A 19,253-nucleotide genomic window follows, 5' to 3' on the forward strand; every position below is an offset into this window, starting at 1 on the left:
CAGGATGCCTTGCACATCCTGCACACCTAAACAAACAAATGCAGGTTAATTTAACAACCCGTCTAAAGTTATTGCGGTATAATACAAGCCGCCTATGGTAGGGCCACCGGCATATTGTATGTAAGCTTTGTTAAATATGTCGGTTCCGCCAACTTTAATGGTGGCCTTAAGCTTGGGCACACGGTAGGTGGCCTGCACATCAAACACATGGAAGCCGGGCACGTAGCCGTTTACCAGAGGGCTTTCCCATAAAAAGCGCTCCTGCCATTTCCAAACCACGTTAAAGCCTACGTTCTTCACAATTTCGCGGTTACCGAAGGATACGTTAGTGGTAAACTGCGGTGTATTAAAGCCAGTTACAAAAACATCTGCCTGTGCATTAGATTTGATTTTGTTAAAACTTACATTACCCGACACGGTGTACTTTTTATAAAAGTTATAGGTAAGCCCTGCAGCCGAGCCATAATTACGGTATTTGTTTTTAGCATTGGTGTATACCCGGTACCGGTCCTGGCTGTTGCGGTTAGCATCCAGCATGGCTATCACGGCTGCATCGGTGCCTACAGTTTGTCCGTGCGGCACGTCTACCTGCACCTGGCCTAAAAAGCCATCGTAGGTATTAGTATAGGCGTCAATATCAAAGGTCAACTTATCATTCAGAAAAATACTCTTATATCCAAATTCTAAAGAGTTGATTCGTTCCGGGCGGGCAGCCTGAAGGTTGGCTTTTTCTAATAGATCACGATTAGCCAGCGCAGCGGCATTCCGGTCGGTACCATTGGCAACAGCCGCGTTTACTGCTGAGTTGAACAAGATACCAGAAGCGCGGGTATAGCTGTTTTCCAGGTAACCTAACCCTTCATCAATTCGTGGTAAACTGCCTACTCGCTTTACCCGGCCATTGTTAACGTATGATAGTGCTTCAAACAAGCCGGGGAAACGATAACCTAACTGGTAAGTAAAACGGAAATTATTATTATGGTTAGGCGAATAAACACCTGCTATCCGTGGTGTAAACTTGGGGCTGAATTCCGGGTTGTAATCATACCGCAACGACCCGAATATTTTAAGCTTTTCTTCGAAAAAGGTTTTGGTACCCTGCACAAAGCCGCCAAATTTTTTATAGTAAATATTATTACCAAAGCTGCCATTGGGTAGGGGGGTGCCGCGGTCGGCTATAGGACGCGAAAAATCTACAAAGCTATTCCCATCGGGTATTACTTCATAAACACGGGCATCGGCTCCAACCAATACATCAATTACTTTGGTGTATTTAGATAAATCCCATTGCCCTTCAGCATGATACATGTGGCTTTTTTGTACCAGCGCAGCGCCACCCGAGGCAGGCGCATCAGGGATGGTGCTTGATTTAATGTCCCAGTTGTTAATACTGCGTATCAACGCTTTTTGATCTTCAAATGCCTGGGTGCCCGGCACTACCCGGCTGCCATCAGCCATTTGGCGGGCGTATTGTGTGGCAGCAGCCAAATTACCTGAGGTAAGCGCTCCGCCATTAGATGCTGCGTAAGCATTCAAGGCGCTTTTATATTTATTTCCCCATGTGGTGGCATCGCCACCGGTTGATAAATCGAGGTTATCGGCAAGTGGTTTAACATTGTAGGAGTTACCCGAGTTTTCGAGCGAAACATAAGTACGTATAGTGAAATTGCTGCCCTTAAGCTCAAACTTATGATTTTGCACAACCACATTATCTAACTGTATTTTATTTCCCCGCTGAAAGACCCCGTCCAGCGTACCTACACGGTAGCCGTAGGCCAATTCGGTATGGTCATTTATCCGGTAATGCAGTGCTGCATCAAATTTTAAGTTGTTTACCTTGGGGTTAACCAAATCCTTTTCATAGTAGCCGGTGCGTGCCACGTTTAAGGTTTGGTTGGTTTTGCCATCAATAGTTAAGCCACTAATTGATACAGTATTACTGCCTGCCAAAACATCATCGCCATATTTATTCCAGGCATCATAAGCTACATTATTAGCTCCGTTCAGCGCCGGAAAGTTTGGGTTAGCCGATTTCAGGTTATTGGGGTTTTGGTCGGTACGGGTATCGGCAAGCCAGTCGGTGCCTTTAAAATAACTAAAGTTTACCTTAAACGCCCACTTGTTGTTAAATGCCTTAGCATACCGAAGCGCAGTTTCAGTTAGTGCGCTGGTACTGCGGCCGGTGTTGTTACCTACATGGTTTACGCCGGTGCGCTGGTAAACACTTAAACCCTGATAATTAAACGGGCTTTTGGTTAACAGGTTAGACAGACCGTTAATGGCGTTCATACCGTAAATGGCTGAGGCTGCACCTGGGGTAATTTCAACGCTGGCAATATCCAATTCGGTGGGGCCGATGGCATTGCCTAAAGGAACACCTAAAGTGGCGGCCTGCATGTCTACATCATCTACCAGTTGCATAAAACGATAATTGCTCGGGATGTTGAAACCGCGGGTGTTGGGTATCTTGAATGTTAAGCTGGAGGTAGTCATTTGCACGCCTTTCACATTTTCGAGTGCATCGTAAAAGGATGGGGCTGGTGATTCTTTAATGGCGCGTATATCGAGTTTTTCAATGGCCACCGGCGATTTCAGGATGCTTTCTGGTACCCGCGATGCAGTAACCACCACTTCGCGCCCTAACAAGGTTTGAGTATTAAGTTCGATGTTTAATTTGGAATTTGAATTGGTAACCACAAATTCTTGCGGCTGAAAACCTACGTAGCTGAACACCAGCGTAAACGGGAACTTTAAACGGGTTTTAAGCGAGAAACTGCCTTGGCCGTTGGTGGTAGTACCTGCTACCGCACCCTTAACAGATACAGTAGCACCGGTAATAAGCTGCTTTGTGCCTGCATCAAGCACCTGGCCGGATACCAGGATCAAACTGTTCTCTTGGGCAAAGGTTGCCGCCGTAGCCATAAAAAGTAATAACGTTGTGATATAGCGAAGCCTTAACTGGTGAAGGCCTTTTATAAAAGTTGACATGAAGGTTTAATGAGGTGAATGTGATTTGTTGATTAATGCTGGTTTTTGGGTTAACGGCAGCAACAACAGCAGGTGAAGGAGTATAGATGAACCATAGTGTTTAATTAAATAATATAATATCTATAGATTTAGTAGGCAAATATATTATATTTCTTCGTATGATCATCTTTATCTGAAATTTTCATAAAATAATTATCCAGTATCAGGTCAATTTTATGTCCTTTAAAAAGAGTAAAGGAAAGTAAGGGCACAAAAAAAGCAGGCGTTAGCCTGCTTATATCAAAATGAGTTGTATTAAGCTTTTAATCAGCTGCAGCTCTCAACATTAGTGCGCCTACGGTTACATTAGTACGGCTATCTACAATAATAGCACCACCATTGGCCTTGTTTTCCTGGTAAACGTCAAAAGCTAAGGGCTCTGCAGTTTTTAGTATAATACGGCCAATATCATTTAGTTTAAACTCCTCTTCGTACACTTTATCAAGCGTATTGATGTTAAATTTATATAATACATCCTGTATACGGCACCGGGTTACTTTGCTGTTGTGCTGTACGAGGTAAGTTAACGAGGTGTCTAAAGCCCGGGTATCCATCCAGCATAAATCGGCCTCAATCAGTTGCGACACTTCGGGGTGGGCATGGCTGCTCACCAGTATATCACCGCGACTAATATCAATGTTATCCTGCAAATGTACCGTTACCGATTGGCCGGCCACGGCCTCATCAAATACTTTGTCCAGCAGTTCAATTTTGGTAATGGTAGAGCTGAAGCCCGATGGTAGGACCGTAACCTTATCGTTTACTTTAAACGTACCGCTGCTTACGCGGCCTGCGTAGCCACGGTAATCATGCAGCTCTTCGGTTTGTGGGCGTACTACCCACTGCACTGGTAAACGGGCATGCGAGGCTTTGTCATCTACCGGAATTTCTACCGTCTCTAAATGATTGAGCAGGCTCTTCCCGGTATACCAGGCCATGTTAGGCGAACCATTAACAATGTTGTCGCCTTTTAGAGCACTTACCGGAATGTACGTTATGTTTTTTAAATTGAGCTTGGCTGCCAGCACCTGGTATTGTTCTACAATCTGGTTAAAGGTTGCCTGGTCATAATCAACCATATCCATTTTGTTAACGCAAACCACTACCTGCGGCAATGCCAGCAACGATACCAGGAACGAGTGCCGGTTGGTTTGCTCAACCACGCCCCGGCGGGCATCAATCAAAATAATAGCCAGGTTAGAGTTAGATGCACCGGTAACCATATTGCGAGTATATTGTATATGACCAGGCGCATCGGCAATAATAAACTTACGTTTATCGGTCTGAAAGTATTTGTAAGCCACATCAATAGTAATGCCCTGCTCACGTTCGGCTTTGAGGCCGTCGGTCAGGATGGCTAAATCGATGGTACCATCGTCATTTTTGCGGTTAGAGCGGTGAAGGGCTTCGAGCTGATCGGCCAGTATGGCATCGGTATCATATAATAAACGGCCAATCAATGTGCTTTTCCCATCATCAACACTGCCGGCTGTTATAAATTTAAGTATCTCCATAGTTGTTTTTTTGATTTAGGATGATTTTATCGAGTTGATTTCACTGATTTAAACTTCTTGATTTTGATGATTTATGTAAGAATTGATTAGCCTATTCACAGTTGCATCAATAAAATCTCTTCCTTATTCGGAGAAATCATCACAAAATCAGTGTAACCACAAGTACCCTAAAAATATCCTCCCTTTTTTCGCTCTTCCATGGCGGCTTCCGATACCTTGTCGTCCATGCGGGCACCGCGTTCGCTTATTTTAGAGGCGCTGATTTCGTCTATAATATCATCTATCAAATAAGCATCCGATTCTACAGCTGCGGTACAAGTCATGTCGCCTACGGTACGGAAACGCACGTTACGGCGGGTAATCACATCATCCTCATCCATGTTCAAATACTCGGCGGCGGCCATTAACTGCCCGTTGCGGGTAATGCAATCACGCTCGTGTGCAAAATAAATGCTCGGTAAGGCAATGTTTTCCCGGCGAATGTAGTTCCAAACATCCAGTTCGGTCCAGTTACTGATTGGGAATACCCTTACGTTTTCGCCTTTGTGTATTTTGCCGTTGTAGATGTTCCATAACTCGGGGCGCTGGCGTTTAGGGTCCCACTGGCCAAACTCATCGCGTACCGAAAATATACGTTCTTTGGCGCGGGCTTTTTCCTCGTCGCGGCGGGCACCACCAATACAGGCATCAAACTGGTGTGCGGCAATAGTATCTAACAAGGTAACCGTTTGCAGCGCGTTGCGACTTGCATTTTTACCTTTTTGTTCAACCACTTTGCCCTGGTCAATAGAGTCCTGCACATGACCAATAATTAGTTTTTCGCCTAAACGGGCAATCATTTCATCGCGATATCGTATCGTTTCCGGAAAATTATGCCCGGTATCAATATGCACTAAAGGGAAAGGGAACTTGCCCGGGCGGAAAGCTTTCTCGGCCAATCGCACCAGGGTAATGGAGTCTTTACCGCCCGAAAACAGCAACGCAGGCTTTTCAAACTGCCCGGCTACTTCGCGCAATATATGTATGGCTTCCGCCTCCAGTTCGTCTAAATAATCTAAATGATGCTTGCTCATTTCTCAGTAATAATTTCGGTTACACTATGCAAACCACACTCTTTTTTAGATTGGTCTTCCCACCACCAGCGGCCGGCCCTAAAATCTTCGCCCGGCTGTACGGCGCGGGTGCAGGGGGCACAGCCAATGCTCGGAAAGCCGCGGTCGTGCAGTGTATTGTATGGAATATTGTTGTTCTTGATATAAGTCTTTACCTCGTCGAGCGACCAGTTAAAGATGGGGTGAAATTTAACCAGTTGATTGCCTTCGTCCCATTCTACGTTGCTCATGTCGTGTCGATTGGGCGATTGCTCGGCACGGATGCCGGTTATCCAGCATACATTCCCTTTGAGTGCACGCTTTAATGGTTCAATTTTACGGATGCCGCAGCACTCTTTACGGTTATCCACCGACTCGTAAAAGCTATTCGGGCCTTTGGTGCTTACCATTTGTTCGAGCGGTTCGTGCTGCGGATAATAAGCATAGATGGGCTTGCCGTAAATTTCCATGGTGCGGTTCCACACATAATAGGTTTCAGGAAACAATCGTCCTGTTTCGAGCGTGAAAACTTTAATGGGCAGGTTGTTCGAAAAAATAAGATGGGTGATTACCTGATCTTCCCAGCCAAAACTGGAAGAGAAAATAACTTGGCCCGGAAATGCGTTAGCCAGCCACGCCAGTGCGCTGCCCGGCGAAAGGCCTGCAGTTTGTTCTTGAATATGTTGTGCCAGTTGGTCCATAATTAAATGAGCTTAATAGCGAAGCCGTAAATACTTTTAAGGCTTACTAATATAACAATAATGCCTACGGCTATCATAATCACCTTAACCGATATACGGTTGGATATGCGTGCCGCAATGGGGGCTGCCAATGCACTGCCGATCATTAAACCGGTAATAGCACTCCATGGAGCCTTGTTAAGCATAATTAAAAAAGTGAGCGACCCAATCATCGCTATAAAAAAACGGGTTAGCTTAACGGTGCCTAAAGAAAAACGAGGGTGGCGGCCGCCGGCAATAAGAGATGAAAGAACGATGGAGCCCCAGCCGCCACCGCCAACCGCATCAATAAACCCGCCGCCTAAACCCAGCAGCGGAATTTGTTTAATCTTTTTATCACCCGCTTTTCGGTTAGCCGTTTTAAAAGCTTTGGATAATATTACCGAGCCTAAAATTAAGGTATACACCGATACCAGCGGCTTGGTATACATGGTATAATGTTCTAATGATGATACCAGGTAAGCACCTGTGAGTGCGCCTAATATACCCGGAATGATAAGCAGTTTAAACAGCTTCCAGTTGATGTTACCCATGCGGTAATGCATCCAACCGGCAATGCCGTTACTCATAATTTCGGATAAATGCACGGCCATGCTTGCTGCCGCCGGAGTAATGCCCATAGACAATGAAAATGCCGTTGACGTAACGCCGTATGACATACCAATGGCGCCGTCAATCATGGCAAATACAAAGCCTGCTCCTAAAAAGTAGTAAAAGATTTTGTCTACACCCTCTACATAAGACCTAAAAGAAGGCTCATTATACCAGAGTGCTGTTATGGCAATACCTAATGAGGCTATGATGGTGAGCCAAATTAACCACTTGAAATTTTTTTTATTAACCGGTTTAGGTTCTATTAAAACGGCAGTAGCCTTATTTAAGGCTTTTACCTTACCTGCAAAATCTCCGGTTAAAGTATTGCGTAAGGCACTTAGTTGTTGCAGTGTGGTGTCTAATTCCTCGGGCAGGGCCTCGGCCAGTACCTGTTTCAGTCGCTTGGCTGCCGTTGGCGATTTGCCGTTGGTAGAGATGGCCAGTTTAAGATCCCCTTTTTTGACGATAGAGCCCAGATAAAAATCGCACAGATCGGGCTTGTCGGCTACGTTGATGAGCAGCTTGCGGGCGTGAGCCGCCTGCCTGATGCGTTCGTTCAGTACATTGTTGGCTGTAGCCGCAACCACCAGGTCGGCATCATTCAGGTCATCCTCGGTAAACGATTTCTGTACCAGCGTTACTTTAGGGTAGGTCGCTACAAAGTCGTAAACCTCGGGCAGGATGCTTTCGGCAACTATAGTTACAGTAGCCGCCTGGCTGTTGTTGAGCAGGGCGGTGAGCTTTTCGAGCCCTACGTTGCCTGCACCAATTAACACCGTATGTAAATGGTTAAGCTTCAGAAAAACCGGGAACAGCTGATTGCCTTCGGGCTTTTCTGAAACATTAACCGGGGTAAGCTCGCTATTCTTGGGCAAGGATGTCATAAAACTCGCGAATAGGTTGAAACTTGGGGTGCAGAGAAACCACGTCGCCAAACACCATCATAGCTGGTGCCTGTATCTTGTTTTCTTCGGCCAGTTCTACTATCGTATCCACAATGCCTATCACCACTTTTTCGTTAGCGGTAGTGCCGCTTTGTATCAGCGCTACCGGCAGGCGGTGTTTGCCTTCGGCTTTAAACACCGCGGCTATTTCGGCCAGCTTATGCAAGCCCATCAAAACAACTACGGTTGCCTTGGTTTTTGCGGCCTGGTGTAAATCGCGAGAGATGTTACCATCGGCCGTAGTACCGGTAACTACCCAAAAACTTTCGCTAAGCCCACGGTGGGTAACCGGAATTTGTTGCAAACCCGGAACACCGATAGAACTGGAAATACCGGGAATCACCTGGGCCGGGATGCTGTAAGACGCTGCAAAGTCCAGCTCTTCGTAACCACGTCCAAACACAAACGGATCGCCGCCCTTTAACCTGACTACATGGCCGTAGTTAATGGCGTAGTCGATCATTAGTTTATTTACGGCCTCTTGCGAGTACGAGTGTTCGCCCGAGCGTTTACCTACGTATACTTTGTGTGCATGTGCAGGTGCAAAGCTCAGCAAATCTTCGTTCACCAGGGCATCGTATAAAACCACGTCGGCCGTTTGAAGGGCTTTCATGCCTTTAATGGTAATCAGTTCGGCATCGCCGGGGCCTGCACCTACTAAAGTTATTTTGGGTTCTTTAAAAGCTGTATTTGTTTGCGTGGTAATAATCATGCTTTAAGCGCCTCCCTGGCCGCTTTCATTTCGGTTAAAAATTCTTCGGCGCTCTGCAGATAAGCGGTTGCAAATGCTTCCGATGGTTCATTCTGATTTATTTGTAAAACCAGGTCGTTAAAAGATACCGGTAATTTAACCAAACCGGTGCTCACAAAGTGGTTGTCAAACTCTTTAATAACGCCTATTTGAGTGCTGCTGTTAACGCCTTTATCCAGCAGTAGGGCCTTCGCCGTGCTGATCAATGTATTATAGCTATGATAAATGGCATCTGCCCAGCGGCTTTCGTTATAAGCATCTCTGGCCCAGCTGGCTTTTTCTTCAGCTTCAAAAAGCAGGGTAGCCACCAGGTCGATCATCACACCGGCACATTCGCCAACGCCAATAGCGGTAGCAAAAGTTTCTTCGTGGCCCCAGTCAACAAACTCTTCTTCGGTTAAGTTAGTTAAATCGGCTAGAGGTTTGAGTAACTGGTAAAAATAATCTTTACCCTGGCGGTCATAATACGCATGGAAATTTTCCTGCTCAGTGGTATTAGCCTGGTAGTCGTTTAATACTGACCGCAAAACATGGGTAGCACGTTTGGCAGGTACCTTAATTACCTTGTCGGCCGCGCGGCCAACACCGTTGCCTACCGTGCCGCCACCTAACAAAACCTGTACTGATGGTAACACCCGCTTATCAGCTTTTAATGAACTGCCATGAAAGCCGATGTGCGCCAACCCATGCTGCCCGCACGAATTCATACAGCCACTGATTTTAATTTTGATGTCGCGGTTATAAATCAGGTCTTCGTATTCGTTATAAATCACATCTTCCAGCACTTTAGATAACGTCATACTGTTGGAGATGCCTAAATTACAGGTATCTGTGCCTGGGCAGGTGGTTACATCGGCCACACTATCAAAGCCGGGCTCGGCTAAATGTAAAGCAGCTAAGGCATTGTATATTGCAGGTAAAGTTTCTTTACGGGCATACTTTAACAACAGGCCTTGGTTTTGCGTGATGCGTATTTCATCGGCTACCAGGCCGCGTAAGCTGTCTGCCAGTTGGCGGGCCTCAGGGGTATGGATATCGCCTACCGGCACTTTTACATATACGCCGTAAAAGCCTTTCTGCTTTTGCTCAAAAACGTTGGTAGCAAGCCACTGCTCGTATTTGAGTGGATTGATAATATCAATAGCAGGTACACTCAAAGCTTCGGGTGCCGCAGGTTGCGGTACGGCATCGCGGTTAATGGTGTAAGTTTTTACTTTGGTGGCAATAGTTTCCTGTTCCACCAGGTTTAAAAATTCATCCAAACCAATTTTTTGCACCAAAAACTTTAAGCGGGCCTTGTTGCGGTTATTGCGTTCGCCATAACGGTCAAATACCCTGATTACCGACTCGATGTAAGGAATCAACTCATCCTCGGGTAAAAACTCTTTTACGGCATGTGCCAAGGCAGGCTGTGCGCCTAATCCTCCGGCCATTAATACCTTAAATCCGCGCTCATTGTCGTTGTGCAGTTTAGGAATGAAACCTAAATCGTGAATATAACTGAAAGCCGTATCAGCCTCGCTGCTGGAGAATGATATTTTAAATTTACGGCCCATCTCCTGACAGATAGGGTTACGTAAAAAGTATTCGAATGTAGCATGTGCGTAAGGCGATACATCAAACGGTTCTTGCGGGTCAATGCCCGAAGCAGGGGACGAGGTTACGTTACGCACTGTGTTGCCGCAAGCTTCGCGCAGGGTAATATCATCCTGCTCCAGTTGTGCCCATAGCTCTGGGGTACGGTCAAGGCTTACATAATGTATCTGTATATCCTGGCGGGTAGTTAAGTGCAGGTTGCCGCTGCCGTACTCGTCGGCAATATCGGCAATGCGCAGCAACTGTTTAAAAGTTACCTTACCAAAAGGGAGTTTGATGCGTACCATTTGTACCCCCGGCTGCCTTTGGCCGTAAACCCCGCGGGCCAACCGCAGGCTTCTGAATTTTTCTTCGTGTATTTTACCTTCGCGAAAAGCCCTTATCTTTTTTTCAAGATCGATAATGTCTTTTTCAACTACCGGGTTTTCCAGTTCGGTTCTGAAACTTTGCATGCAGTTTATATTCAAAAAAGCCTCTAACAGTAATTTACCGAAAGAGGCCTAAGTATTAATCACTTAAAATTATTTAATAGCGCCTCGTTAACATACTGCCGTAACAGCAACACATTGCATTAAATTGAAAAGTATGTTTGTTTTGCAACACCATTTTTCAAATATATAAATATCATAGATTAAATATATAGAATAAGTAGATTTTATTTTATTTGTTTGATAAAGGCAATCTGTTGCCACACATAATGTGTATATAGTTACATAATTGTTGCAGAGCAGCCCTGGCATAATACTTAGGTTTGCCTGCTAAATGTGAGCGATTTAATAATAGTGATATGTTGAACAGTGGAGCTGATACGATGACAGCCGGTGTTTTAACCGGTTCATTAATTACTCATTTAGAATGCCCTAATTGCGGGCGGCATTATAGTGCCGATGTAATACGCACGGTTTGTGAAGATGCCAGTTGCCTGTCATCGTTATTTGCCCGGTATGATTTTACTAACGGCTTATCTATAGATATCTTAAAAGGAAGAACGGCCACCATGTGGCGATATAAAGAGGTGTTGCCTGTTATCCATGAAGAAAATGTGGTTACGCTGGGGGAGGGGTTTACACCCATACTGCCTTTAACCAAACTTAAACATTTAGCCGGTGATAATGAAGTTTTATGGAAAGATGAATCGGGCAACCCAACCGGTTCATTTAAAGCCAGGGGTATCGGGGCGGCCGTATCTAAAGCCAAAGAGTTGGGTATTGACACCATTGTAACTCCTACTGCAGGTAATGCGGGTGGTGCATTGGCCGCCTATGCCGCCAGGGCCGGCGTTAAAGCCGTAGTGTACATGCCTAAACTTACGCCCAAAGTATTTAAAGATGAATGCCACCTGTATGGCGCTCAATTAGTTGAGGTAGATGGTAACATTAGCGATTGCGGGCGCCTGGCTAATGAGCAAGCTACGGCTAATGGCTGGTTCCAGGTGTCTACCTTAAAAGAGCCTTACCGGCTGGAAGGCAAGAAGACCATGGGCTACGAAATTGCCGAACAACTGAACTGGCAACTGCCAGATGTAATTTTGTATCCCACCGGCGGCGGCACCGGGCTGATTGGTTTATGGAAGGCCTTCGATGAAATGCAACAACTGGGCTGGATTGGTAACCATCGCCCGAGGATGGTAGCCGTGCAGTCGGAAAGCTGTAATGGGATAGTGCAGGCATTTAACGGTGGAGAACTATCATCGCAGTTTGTAGATGGTGGTTTTACCATAGCCAACGGCTTGCGTGTGCCTAAGCCTTACGCCGATAAGTTGATATTGAAAGTTTTGCGGGAAAGCAATGGCACAGCCTTAAGCATTCCGGATGCGATGATGAGCGAAGCGTTGAAAGAAATTGCCCGTAACGAAGGTATGCTCATTGCCCCCGAAGGTGCTGCCTTATGGCAGGCGTTTAAACAATTGAAGGCTGAGCAGTGGATTAAACCCCAGGAGCAAGTACTGCTTCTGAATACCGGAAGCGGCTATAAATATCTGGAAAATATTGATGTTTAGTGTCAGATGAATAAGTTAACGCCAGTGCCTGTTTATTTTTTTAATTCTTTTATAGGTAACCCGCAGGTTACGTATTATTGTTTAACCTGCGGATTATCTATAAACGAATGGAACGCGACATTAAACTAAACTGGTATTTTGAACAAAACCCCGAACAGGTTTGGCAGTGCTTAACTAATGTTGACTTGCTCAATCAATGGTTTATGCAAAGCGATTTTAAGGCCGAAGTTGGGCACCACTTCCGTTTTGTGAGTAAGCCTATGCCAGCGGTTGGCTGGGATGGTATTGTATACAGCGAAGTGCTGGAAGTAGTGCCCCATCAAAAACTGATTTATACCTGGAAGGGCGGACCCAGGCCCGGCGTTATTAATTTAGATACCGTGCTCACCTGGACACTCCTGCCGCAGCAAAATGGTACGGTGCTCACTTTAGAGCATAAGGGCTTTAAGGGTATGAAAAATTTCCTGTCGAGCTTTATGATGGAGAAAGGCTGGAAAATCAACATTGAGCGTAAGTTTATGAAAGTGCTTAACCGGTATAGTCATGCTCAAGTCTAAATCCGACGTTTTTCCAGTCATTGCATACCCAACCCGCCGGGCCCTCCTGGTAATGCTGGCTGCGCAGGCTCTGCCCATTAATGCCCTGGCCGATAATTTTACCATGAGCCGTCCGGCAGTTTCCAAACATATCAAAGTACTTAACGAGTGCGGCCTGATTGAGATTAAGGATGCAGGGCGCGAACGCTACTGCTCGTTAAACCAGGCCGGATTTCAGGAGGTTACCAACTGGATAGCTTATTTTGACAGTTTTTTGGAAAGAAAAATTCAGTAACCTCGAAAAATTACTTCATCAGCAATTACAAAACAAAAAATAATGGCAAACCAACCTTACACTATTGAGCAAGTATATGCAGCACCGGTTTCGCGCGTGTGGCAGGCGCTTACCGATAAAGATCAGATGAAACAATGGTATTTTGACCTGGCCGAGTTTAAACCCGAGGTAGGTTTTACTTTCTACTTTACGGGCGGACCTGATGGCGGCATAAAATACCGCCATATTTGCTGCATAACTGAGGTGATTGAAAACCAAAAGTTGAGCTATACCTGGAGTTATGAGGGTTATGCAGGTGAATCGGAAGTGATTTTTGAGATCTTTGATGAGGGCGAATGCACCCGTTTGAAATTAACCCATAAAGGATTGGAAACCTTCCCGGCTGATAATCCGGATTTTGATGCCAAAAACTTTGCAGCCGGTTGGGGCTACCTCATCGGTACCAGCTTGAAAAACTATCTCGAAAGTAATTAAGCTTTCATTTGGTTTGCCCTCCTAGTAAAACGAGCGAAGCCAATGTGCGCTCATTTTATCAGGAGGGTACATTTATTCCGGAATTAGGGTAACGTCGTTCCGTTCAAACACTTCGCGCTGGTGGTCGCCGTCAATCAAGTCTACAATAATCTCGTCTTCAATGATGTCGTTGATGTAGCCGTTTCCTTTAGGAGTCGAAACGGCGTCGCCTATCTGTAATTCCATATCTTAAATTATAATGTATTTTATTGATGCAAGTGGCGCCATAAATCTGGGTTGTCGCGGTAATGGCTGATGTTTTCTATCACTTGTTCAACCTGGTCAGCTGTTAAGTCTTCGTTGCCGTCGGCCGTGTAGGTAAACAGTTTTCCGGGGTCTTCAAAAGTAATGTAACCCATATAGTCAGGATCGTTGTGCTTAACTAAATGCAGCTCTCCGCTCTTAGATTTTTCCAGCCCTGTCGTTTTCAGTCCGGTGTCTTTAAATATACTATAAGTATAAGTAATTACGGCATGCCCGTTCAGGTGGGCCTGCGTGTCAGGAATCACCATGAGCGACAAATCATCAATATGAAAAAATAGAGCAGACATTTAGTTAAGCACTTAAATATTACAACTTATACTTGATGTAATGGTTTTACCATGACTTATAAAGCACATTAAAGATAAAATTAAAGTCATGCCCATCATTTCAAGAAATGACTTTGATTATAGTAAGTTTTAATGCTTGGCCGAGTCGGCGTTTAATGAATCTTGCTTGGCTTTTTCTGCAGAATTAGAGTCAGCTGCCATTACGCCGCGCTGGCTTTCTAAAGCCGAGATTGAATCCATCCGGTTACGGTCACGCATAGTAGAGTCTTGTCCCTCGCCGCTCACGCCGCCTTTGCAGGCCGCCAGTGTGCCAGCTAGGCCGGCAGTTAAAATGAATAGTTTTACTGTATTTTTCATGATTTAAACTGATGGTACTTATTTAAAATGAATTTTAGCGAAACTTGTTTTCTTTTAAGTTTAATAAATGAATGAGTTTGTCGATGCAATAGTGCACTGACGCATCACTAAAATGTTACTTAAACCATTGAGTCTGGCTTGCATCTATTATAGTATTAAAATTAAAACGATAAAAACCATGATGAAGTCAATAAAATCATTAGCCATAGCAGCCCTGATTACCGCTGCATTTTCGGTAGGTGCGAATGCCCAAATCAAAAAAGGTACTGACAGTTTGAAAACTGTGCACCGGCAAGAGCGTCATGCCTTCAGGGCGTTGTTGAACGACCAGCAAAAGGCAATGCTGAAAGAAAACCATCAAAAGCAAAAAGCAGCCAGAACTGCATTTGTAGCCAGTTTAAATAACGACCAGAAAGCTATTTTAAAAGATAAAGCGCTTACGCATAAAGAGCGTAAAGCAAAACTGGCTGGCACATTTACGCAGCAACAAAAAGATGCTATGGCAACTAACAAAGCAGCGCATAAAGCAGACCGCAAAGCTTTTGTAGCTACTTTAACCGAAGATCAAAAATCGGCCTTCAAAAAGATGGCGAAAGAGCGGCATGGTCAGCATGGTTTTCATCAGCAAAAAGCACAAAAAGCTTAACATTGATAAATAACAACTAATAAAACGCCTTACAAGCTGTTTGCTTGTAAGGCGTTTTGCTTTAACGCATTTGCGTGTTTTAATTTAAAATGAGATATTGTACACCGGCATTATAACGCCATTCATTTGCATTTTCCTGTAAATATAACCATAGGCCAGTCAGTAATTCCGGTGCATTTTTTGTGCGAAACGCTGGCTTACTTTATAGGTTATCGCTATTATCTGTATTTACGAAGACTCCATCATGACCTCATCAGTGATGAGCACCGCTTGCTTATTTTTGTAGGTGCCGCGGCCGGTGCTTTTTTAGGATCGCACTTGTTAGGCGTGCTCGAAAACCCTCCAAAACTTCAATATGCCGATTGGGTTTATTTTATAGGTAACACTACCATCATCGGCGGTTTACTGGGAGGACTTGTAGGCGTTGAATCGGTTAAAAAGCGGATAGGAGTAAGAGCATCATCCGGCGATCTGATGGTTTACCCTATCATCCTAAGTATGATGATTGGCCGGACGGGTTGCTTTCTGGCCGGGCTTGAGGATGGCACTTATGGAATTGCCAGCTACTTGCCTTGGGCCATCAATTTTGGCGATGGCATTTACCGGCACCCCACCAACCTTTACGAAATAGTTTTTTGGTTGCTGCTGGGTATTAGCTTAACGCTGTTTGAAAGAAGGCACCAGTTTGCCAATGGGTTCCGATTTAAACTGATGATGGTGGCCTACCTGAGTTTTCGTTTTTTTATCGAATTTATAAAGCCCGCTTATTTTTTTAACTTCGGTTTATCGGTTTTGCAGTTGGCTTGCCTGGCCGGGTTAATCTATTATTACAAAGTATTTATCTATCCTTCAAAAATATCATCAACCTATGCCTGAACGTCCGTACATCTATTATGATTTTACCATCAGTATTTGCTCCACCTGTTTGCGGCGGGTTGATGCCAAAATTGTTTTTGAAGACGATAATGTTTATATGCTCAAAAACTGCCGGCATCATGGGCCCGAAAAAGTGCTGATAGCCACCGATATTGAGTATTATAAAAACTGCCGCAACTATGCCAAGCGCAGCGAAATGCCACTTAAATTTAATTCGGCTACACACTATGGCTGCCCTTACGATTGCGGTTTATGCCGCGATCATGAACAACATTCGTGCTTAACTGTCATTGAGGTTACCGACCGCTGCAATTTAACCTGCCCAACTTGTTATGCCATGTCATCGCCGCATTACGGCCGGCACCGTACCCTGGCCGAAATTGAGCAGATGCTTGATGTGATTGTAGCTAACGAAGGTGAACCTGACGTAGTACAGTTAAGCGGCGGTGAGCCAACTTTGCATCCGCAGTTTTTTGAAATACTGGATATTGCCAAACGCAAGCCCATCAAACACCTGATGGTAAATACCAATGGCGTTCGTATAGCCAAAGACGAAGAGTTTGTGAAAAGGCTGGCCACATATATGCCCGACTTTGAAATTTACCTGCAGTTTGACTCGTTTAAAAAAGAAGCGCTCGAAAAACTTCGTGGCGTTGACTTGCGCGAGGTGAGGGCCAAAGCTATTGCCAACCTAAACAAGTATAACCTGTCGACCACACTGGTGGTCACCCTGCAGAAGGGGCTGAATACCGACGAAATAGGAGAGATTATAGAATACGCCCTAAAACAGCGTTGCGTGCGTGGCGTAACCCTGCAACCAACACAGCAAGCCGGGCGACTGCATAACTTTAACCCAGCTACCGACCGGTATACGCTTACCGAAGTGCGGCAGGCTATACTGGATCAAACCAGCATTTTTACGGCACAGGATTTATTGCCTGTGCCTTGTAACCCGGATGCCCTGGTTATGGGATATGCCTTAAAGGCAGGTGGCTGTGTTTTTCCGCTTACGCGGATGATTAACCCTGATGATTTGTTAGATAACTCGAAAAATACTATCGTTTACGAACAGGATGAGTTATTAAAGCAGCACCTGCTGCACATGTTCAGTACCGGTAACTCGGTTGATAAGGCACAGGAGCACCTGGCATCCATTATGTGTTGCCTGCCAAACATTGAGGCGCCGGGCTTAAGTTACGAAAACCTGTTCCGCGTTATCATCATGAATTTTATTGATGCGTATAACTTTGATGTTCGGGCTATCAAAAAATCATGCGTTCATATTGTAAATAAGGACATGCAGATAATTCCTTTCGAAACCATGAACCTGTTTTATCGTGATGATAAAGCAGCCTACCTCGAAACCTTACGTAATGAAATAGCCGTATGATAACACCGCCCGAACCTCCAAAACAAGACACCGGTAATAAGGTAAACGGTAAAATACTTGGATACAATCTGCTGGCATTTGTCGGTTATACTTTGCTCGCGGCTCTTGCCAGCCCTACTGAGGGTTGGTTTTTTGCCTTTTTTATTTCGATAATCCATTTTGTAATTGCTGTCATCGCAGCACTGGCTACCCGGCGTTGGGTATGGTTGCTGGCAGGTGCGTTGGTTTTGGTTATTGGTTTTGGTACTTGCGTTAGTAATTTTAAAATGGGCGATATGCGGTAGTAGCAATTCTTTTAAGGATTGCTACTTCATGAAAATTTTTGAATTGGTTAGCGTTAGCTGAATAAAGGATTCGTTTTGAGCATTATGCGATCAGAAGGCAAGTTGTTATATTTACAGACAACTAAACGCTTATCACCAATATGACTCTTAGATTTTTTAATCTTGTTATTTTTTCTGCTGTTTTATTGCTTTTTTCTGCTTGTAAAAAAGAATCATCTGTCAGCAGTAAAGCAGATACTGTTAGTAAAACCACCCCCGTAAAAATTACCGAAATAGACAGACCGATTTATGTAAAAGCTACTAAAGGCGATTTTGGGTCGCAAATAGTTGTTAAGTGGGCGCCAATGCCTTTAGCTAAGAAGTATCAGTTGTATAAATTCAATGAAGCTGACCAACAGTACAAGCTACTTAAAGAAACACCTGACACAACGTATACCGATATTCTTGGAAAGCCTTTAGTTAAGAATTACTACAAGGTAAAAATTTATAACAGCAGCACAGAGTACAGCCAATTTAGTGATGTTGACTATGGCTACACTTCCGGACAAACGTATAGTAAGTTTGGAGTATTTGGGAGCGAAGGTACTGGGATTGGTCAATTCCAATTTCCATCAAATGTAGAGGCTGATGCTGGCGGTAATTTGTATGTAAGCGACGAGTTTGGGGGCATTCAAAAGTTTGATGCTGGAGGGAAATTCATTGAATATTTTTACAAGCCTTCGGGGGCAGGTACCCGTGCATTAGTCTTTTTATATAACGGTAATTTTGTAGCAACACACATAGCAGATTATGGCAACAACGTAAGTATTTTTAGCGCACAAAAGCAGGAGATATCTTCATTTGCACCTCTTGGAATGGGGAATGGAGATGGCCAATTTGGAAATACCAGGCAAATTTGTAATGATAAAGATGATAATATTTATATTGTTGATCAGATAAACAAACGAGTTCAAAAGTTTGATAAGAATGGAAAGTTCCTCTTGAAGTTCAATATTACCACCATTGGTGCGTCCAACGCAGGCTGGGGAGTATGTTATTTAAATGATAACATATTTGTAAGCAATACTGCTGGAAACGATATAACTGTATATGATAAAAATGGGATCTATGTTAGATCATTCAATATCGGAGCTCCAAGCTACTCTATTAAAACTGATGGTGAAAATCTGATTATAGGGTCAGTTGGTTACATTATAAAAACAGATGACAAAGGCCAAGTAGTTGAAAAAATTGGACAAGGGCAGTTTGTGTCTATTGTTGCAGGTGTAGCCATAAACAAGTCTCAAGATATTATAGCTACCGATACTTATGGAAGGAAAGTTATTACATTCAAAAAATTATAAAAAGTTCAATTCGAAAATTAAAAGACGGTTTTCGGTTTTAATGTAAGCTGTTAGTTATCAGCAGCAAGTTTACATATTCCAATATATACCACTAAGGTAGTATATATACTTTTTCAGGTACAGTAGTATTCTTTTGGCAAGCATCCTGTGCTGTCCGCATTATTATAAAAATCTTTTCCTCAACCACTTGATAATCAAAAAACAAG

Annotated in this window: 19 protein-coding genes; 9 read left to right on the plus strand and 10 right to left on the minus strand. The window is 44.2% G+C overall.

The annotated features are described in order from the left end of the window. Nucleotides 1-45: 45 nt before the first annotated feature. The 7 genes from AAGR14_RS04815 to AAGR14_RS04845 form a co-directional block, all read right to left on the minus strand. A complete protein-coding gene (locus AAGR14_RS04815; protein ID WP_342647466.1) occupies nt 46-2,988 on the minus strand; it encodes a TonB-dependent receptor in 2,943 nt (980 codons plus the stop codon). Nucleotides 2,989-3,290: 302 nt separating this feature from the next. Next, the gene (locus AAGR14_RS04820; protein WP_342647467.1) at nt 3,291-4,541 is read right to left on the minus strand and encodes a GTP-binding protein; all 1,251 of its coding nucleotides are present in this window, start codon (nt 4,539-4,541) and stop codon (nt 3,291-3,293) included. A 167-nt stretch (nt 4,542-4,708) separates the two neighbouring features. Beyond that, the gene (gene cysD / locus AAGR14_RS04825; protein WP_342647468.1) at nt 4,709-5,614 is read right to left on the minus strand and encodes a sulfate adenylyltransferase subunit CysD; all 906 of its coding nucleotides are present in this window, start codon (nt 5,612-5,614) and stop codon (nt 4,709-4,711) included. After that, nucleotides 5,611-6,333: a phosphoadenylyl-sulfate reductase gene (locus AAGR14_RS04830; protein WP_342647469.1), complete on the minus strand. Its 723-nt coding sequence runs from the start codon at nt 6,331-6,333 to the stop codon at nt 5,611-5,613. Before AAGR14_RS04830 ends, cysD begins: the two co-directional genes overlap by 4 nt. A 2-nt stretch (nt 6,334-6,335) precedes the next feature. After that, nucleotides 6,336-7,850: a TSUP family transporter gene (locus tag AAGR14_RS04835; RefSeq protein WP_342647470.1), complete on the minus strand. Its 1,515-nt coding sequence runs from the start codon at nt 7,848-7,850 to the stop codon at nt 6,336-6,338. After that, nucleotides 7,828-8,622 carry a uroporphyrinogen-III C-methyltransferase gene (gene cobA, locus AAGR14_RS04840; RefSeq protein ID WP_342647471.1) on the minus strand — a complete coding sequence of 265 codons (795 nt, stop codon included), beginning with the start codon at nt 8,620-8,622 and terminating at the stop codon, nt 7,828-7,830. The genes AAGR14_RS04835 and cobA overlap by 23 nt, the downstream gene beginning before the upstream one ends. Next, entirely contained in the window at nt 8,619-10,709 is a 2,091-nt protein-coding gene (locus tag AAGR14_RS04845) for a nitrite reductase (protein ID WP_342647472.1), read from the minus strand. Before AAGR14_RS04845 ends, cobA begins: the two co-directional genes overlap by 4 nt. Nucleotides 10,710-11,044: 335 nt before the next feature. On the opposite strand from AAGR14_RS04845, the gene AAGR14_RS04850 reads away from it, so the two are divergent. The 4 genes from AAGR14_RS04850 to AAGR14_RS04865 all read left to right on the plus strand — a co-directional run bounded on the left by AAGR14_RS04850 (nt 11,045) and on the right by AAGR14_RS04865 (nt 13,561). After that, entirely contained in the window at nt 11,045-12,256 is a 1,212-nt protein-coding gene (locus tag AAGR14_RS04850; RefSeq protein ID WP_342647473.1) for a threonine synthase, read from the plus strand. 107 nt (nt 12,257-12,363) lie between these two features. Further along, a complete protein-coding gene (locus AAGR14_RS04855) occupies nt 12,364-12,813 on the plus strand; it encodes an SRPBCC domain-containing protein (RefSeq protein WP_342647474.1) in 450 nt (149 codons plus the stop codon). Continuing rightward, nucleotides 12,800-13,087 (plus strand): metalloregulator ArsR/SmtB family transcription factor, encoded by a 288-nt coding sequence (locus tag AAGR14_RS04860; RefSeq protein ID WP_342647475.1) that lies wholly within the window; start codon nt 12,800-12,802, stop codon nt 13,085-13,087. The genes AAGR14_RS04855 and AAGR14_RS04860 overlap by 14 nt, the downstream gene beginning before the upstream one ends. Nucleotides 13,088-13,129: 42 nt before the next feature. Further along, on the plus strand, nt 13,130-13,561 hold the full coding sequence (locus AAGR14_RS04865) for an SRPBCC domain-containing protein (protein ID WP_342647476.1): 432 nt from the start codon (nt 13,130-13,132) through the stop codon (nt 13,559-13,561). 72 nt (nt 13,562-13,633) lie between these two features. On the opposite strand, the gene AAGR14_RS04870 is transcribed toward AAGR14_RS04865, so the two are convergent. From AAGR14_RS04870 to AAGR14_RS04880, 3 genes are all read right to left on the minus strand, one after another. Beyond that, nucleotides 13,634-13,786, minus strand: a complete 153-nt coding sequence (locus AAGR14_RS04870; RefSeq protein WP_342647477.1) for a hypothetical protein — start codon at nt 13,784-13,786, stop codon at nt 13,634-13,636. A gap of 20 nt (nt 13,787-13,806) precedes the next feature. Continuing rightward, entirely contained in the window at nt 13,807-14,151 is a 345-nt protein-coding gene (locus AAGR14_RS04875) for a hypothetical protein (RefSeq protein ID WP_342647478.1), read from the minus strand. A gap of 129 nt (nt 14,152-14,280) precedes the next feature. After that, the gene (locus AAGR14_RS04880) at nt 14,281-14,508 is read right to left on the minus strand and encodes a hypothetical protein (RefSeq protein ID WP_342647479.1); all 228 of its coding nucleotides are present in this window, start codon (nt 14,506-14,508) and stop codon (nt 14,281-14,283) included. A 178-nt stretch (nt 14,509-14,686) separates the two neighbouring features. Between AAGR14_RS04880 and AAGR14_RS04885 the strand changes: the two genes are divergently transcribed. The 5 genes from AAGR14_RS04885 to AAGR14_RS04905 all read left to right on the plus strand — a co-directional run bounded on the left by AAGR14_RS04885 (nt 14,687) and on the right by AAGR14_RS04905 (nt 19,047). After that, nucleotides 14,687-15,154: a hypothetical protein gene (locus tag AAGR14_RS04885; protein ID WP_342647480.1), complete on the plus strand. Its 468-nt coding sequence runs from the start codon at nt 14,687-14,689 to the stop codon at nt 15,152-15,154. A 126-nt stretch (nt 15,155-15,280) separates the two neighbouring features. After that, nucleotides 15,281-16,030, plus strand: a complete 750-nt coding sequence (locus tag AAGR14_RS04890) for a prolipoprotein diacylglyceryl transferase family protein (RefSeq protein ID WP_342647481.1) — start codon at nt 15,281-15,283, stop codon at nt 16,028-16,030. Then, entirely contained in the window at nt 16,023-17,420 is a 1,398-nt protein-coding gene (locus tag AAGR14_RS04895) for a radical SAM protein (RefSeq protein WP_342647482.1), read from the plus strand. The genes AAGR14_RS04890 and AAGR14_RS04895 overlap by 8 nt, the downstream gene beginning before the upstream one ends. Further along, the gene (locus tag AAGR14_RS04900; protein ID WP_342647483.1) at nt 17,417-17,704 is read left to right on the plus strand and encodes a hypothetical protein; all 288 of its coding nucleotides are present in this window, start codon (nt 17,417-17,419) and stop codon (nt 17,702-17,704) included. Before AAGR14_RS04895 ends, AAGR14_RS04900 begins: the two co-directional genes overlap by 4 nt. Nucleotides 17,705-17,844: 140 nt before the next feature. After that, on the plus strand, nt 17,845-19,047 hold the full coding sequence (locus AAGR14_RS04905; protein WP_342647484.1) for an NHL repeat-containing protein: 1,203 nt from the start codon (nt 17,845-17,847) through the stop codon (nt 19,045-19,047). Nucleotides 19,048-19,253: the final 206 nt, after the last annotated feature.

It is taken from the genome of Mucilaginibacter sp. CSA2-8R (genome assembly GCF_038806765.1).
Taxonomy (GTDB): Bacteria; Bacteroidota; Bacteroidia; order Sphingobacteriales; family Sphingobacteriaceae; genus Mucilaginibacter.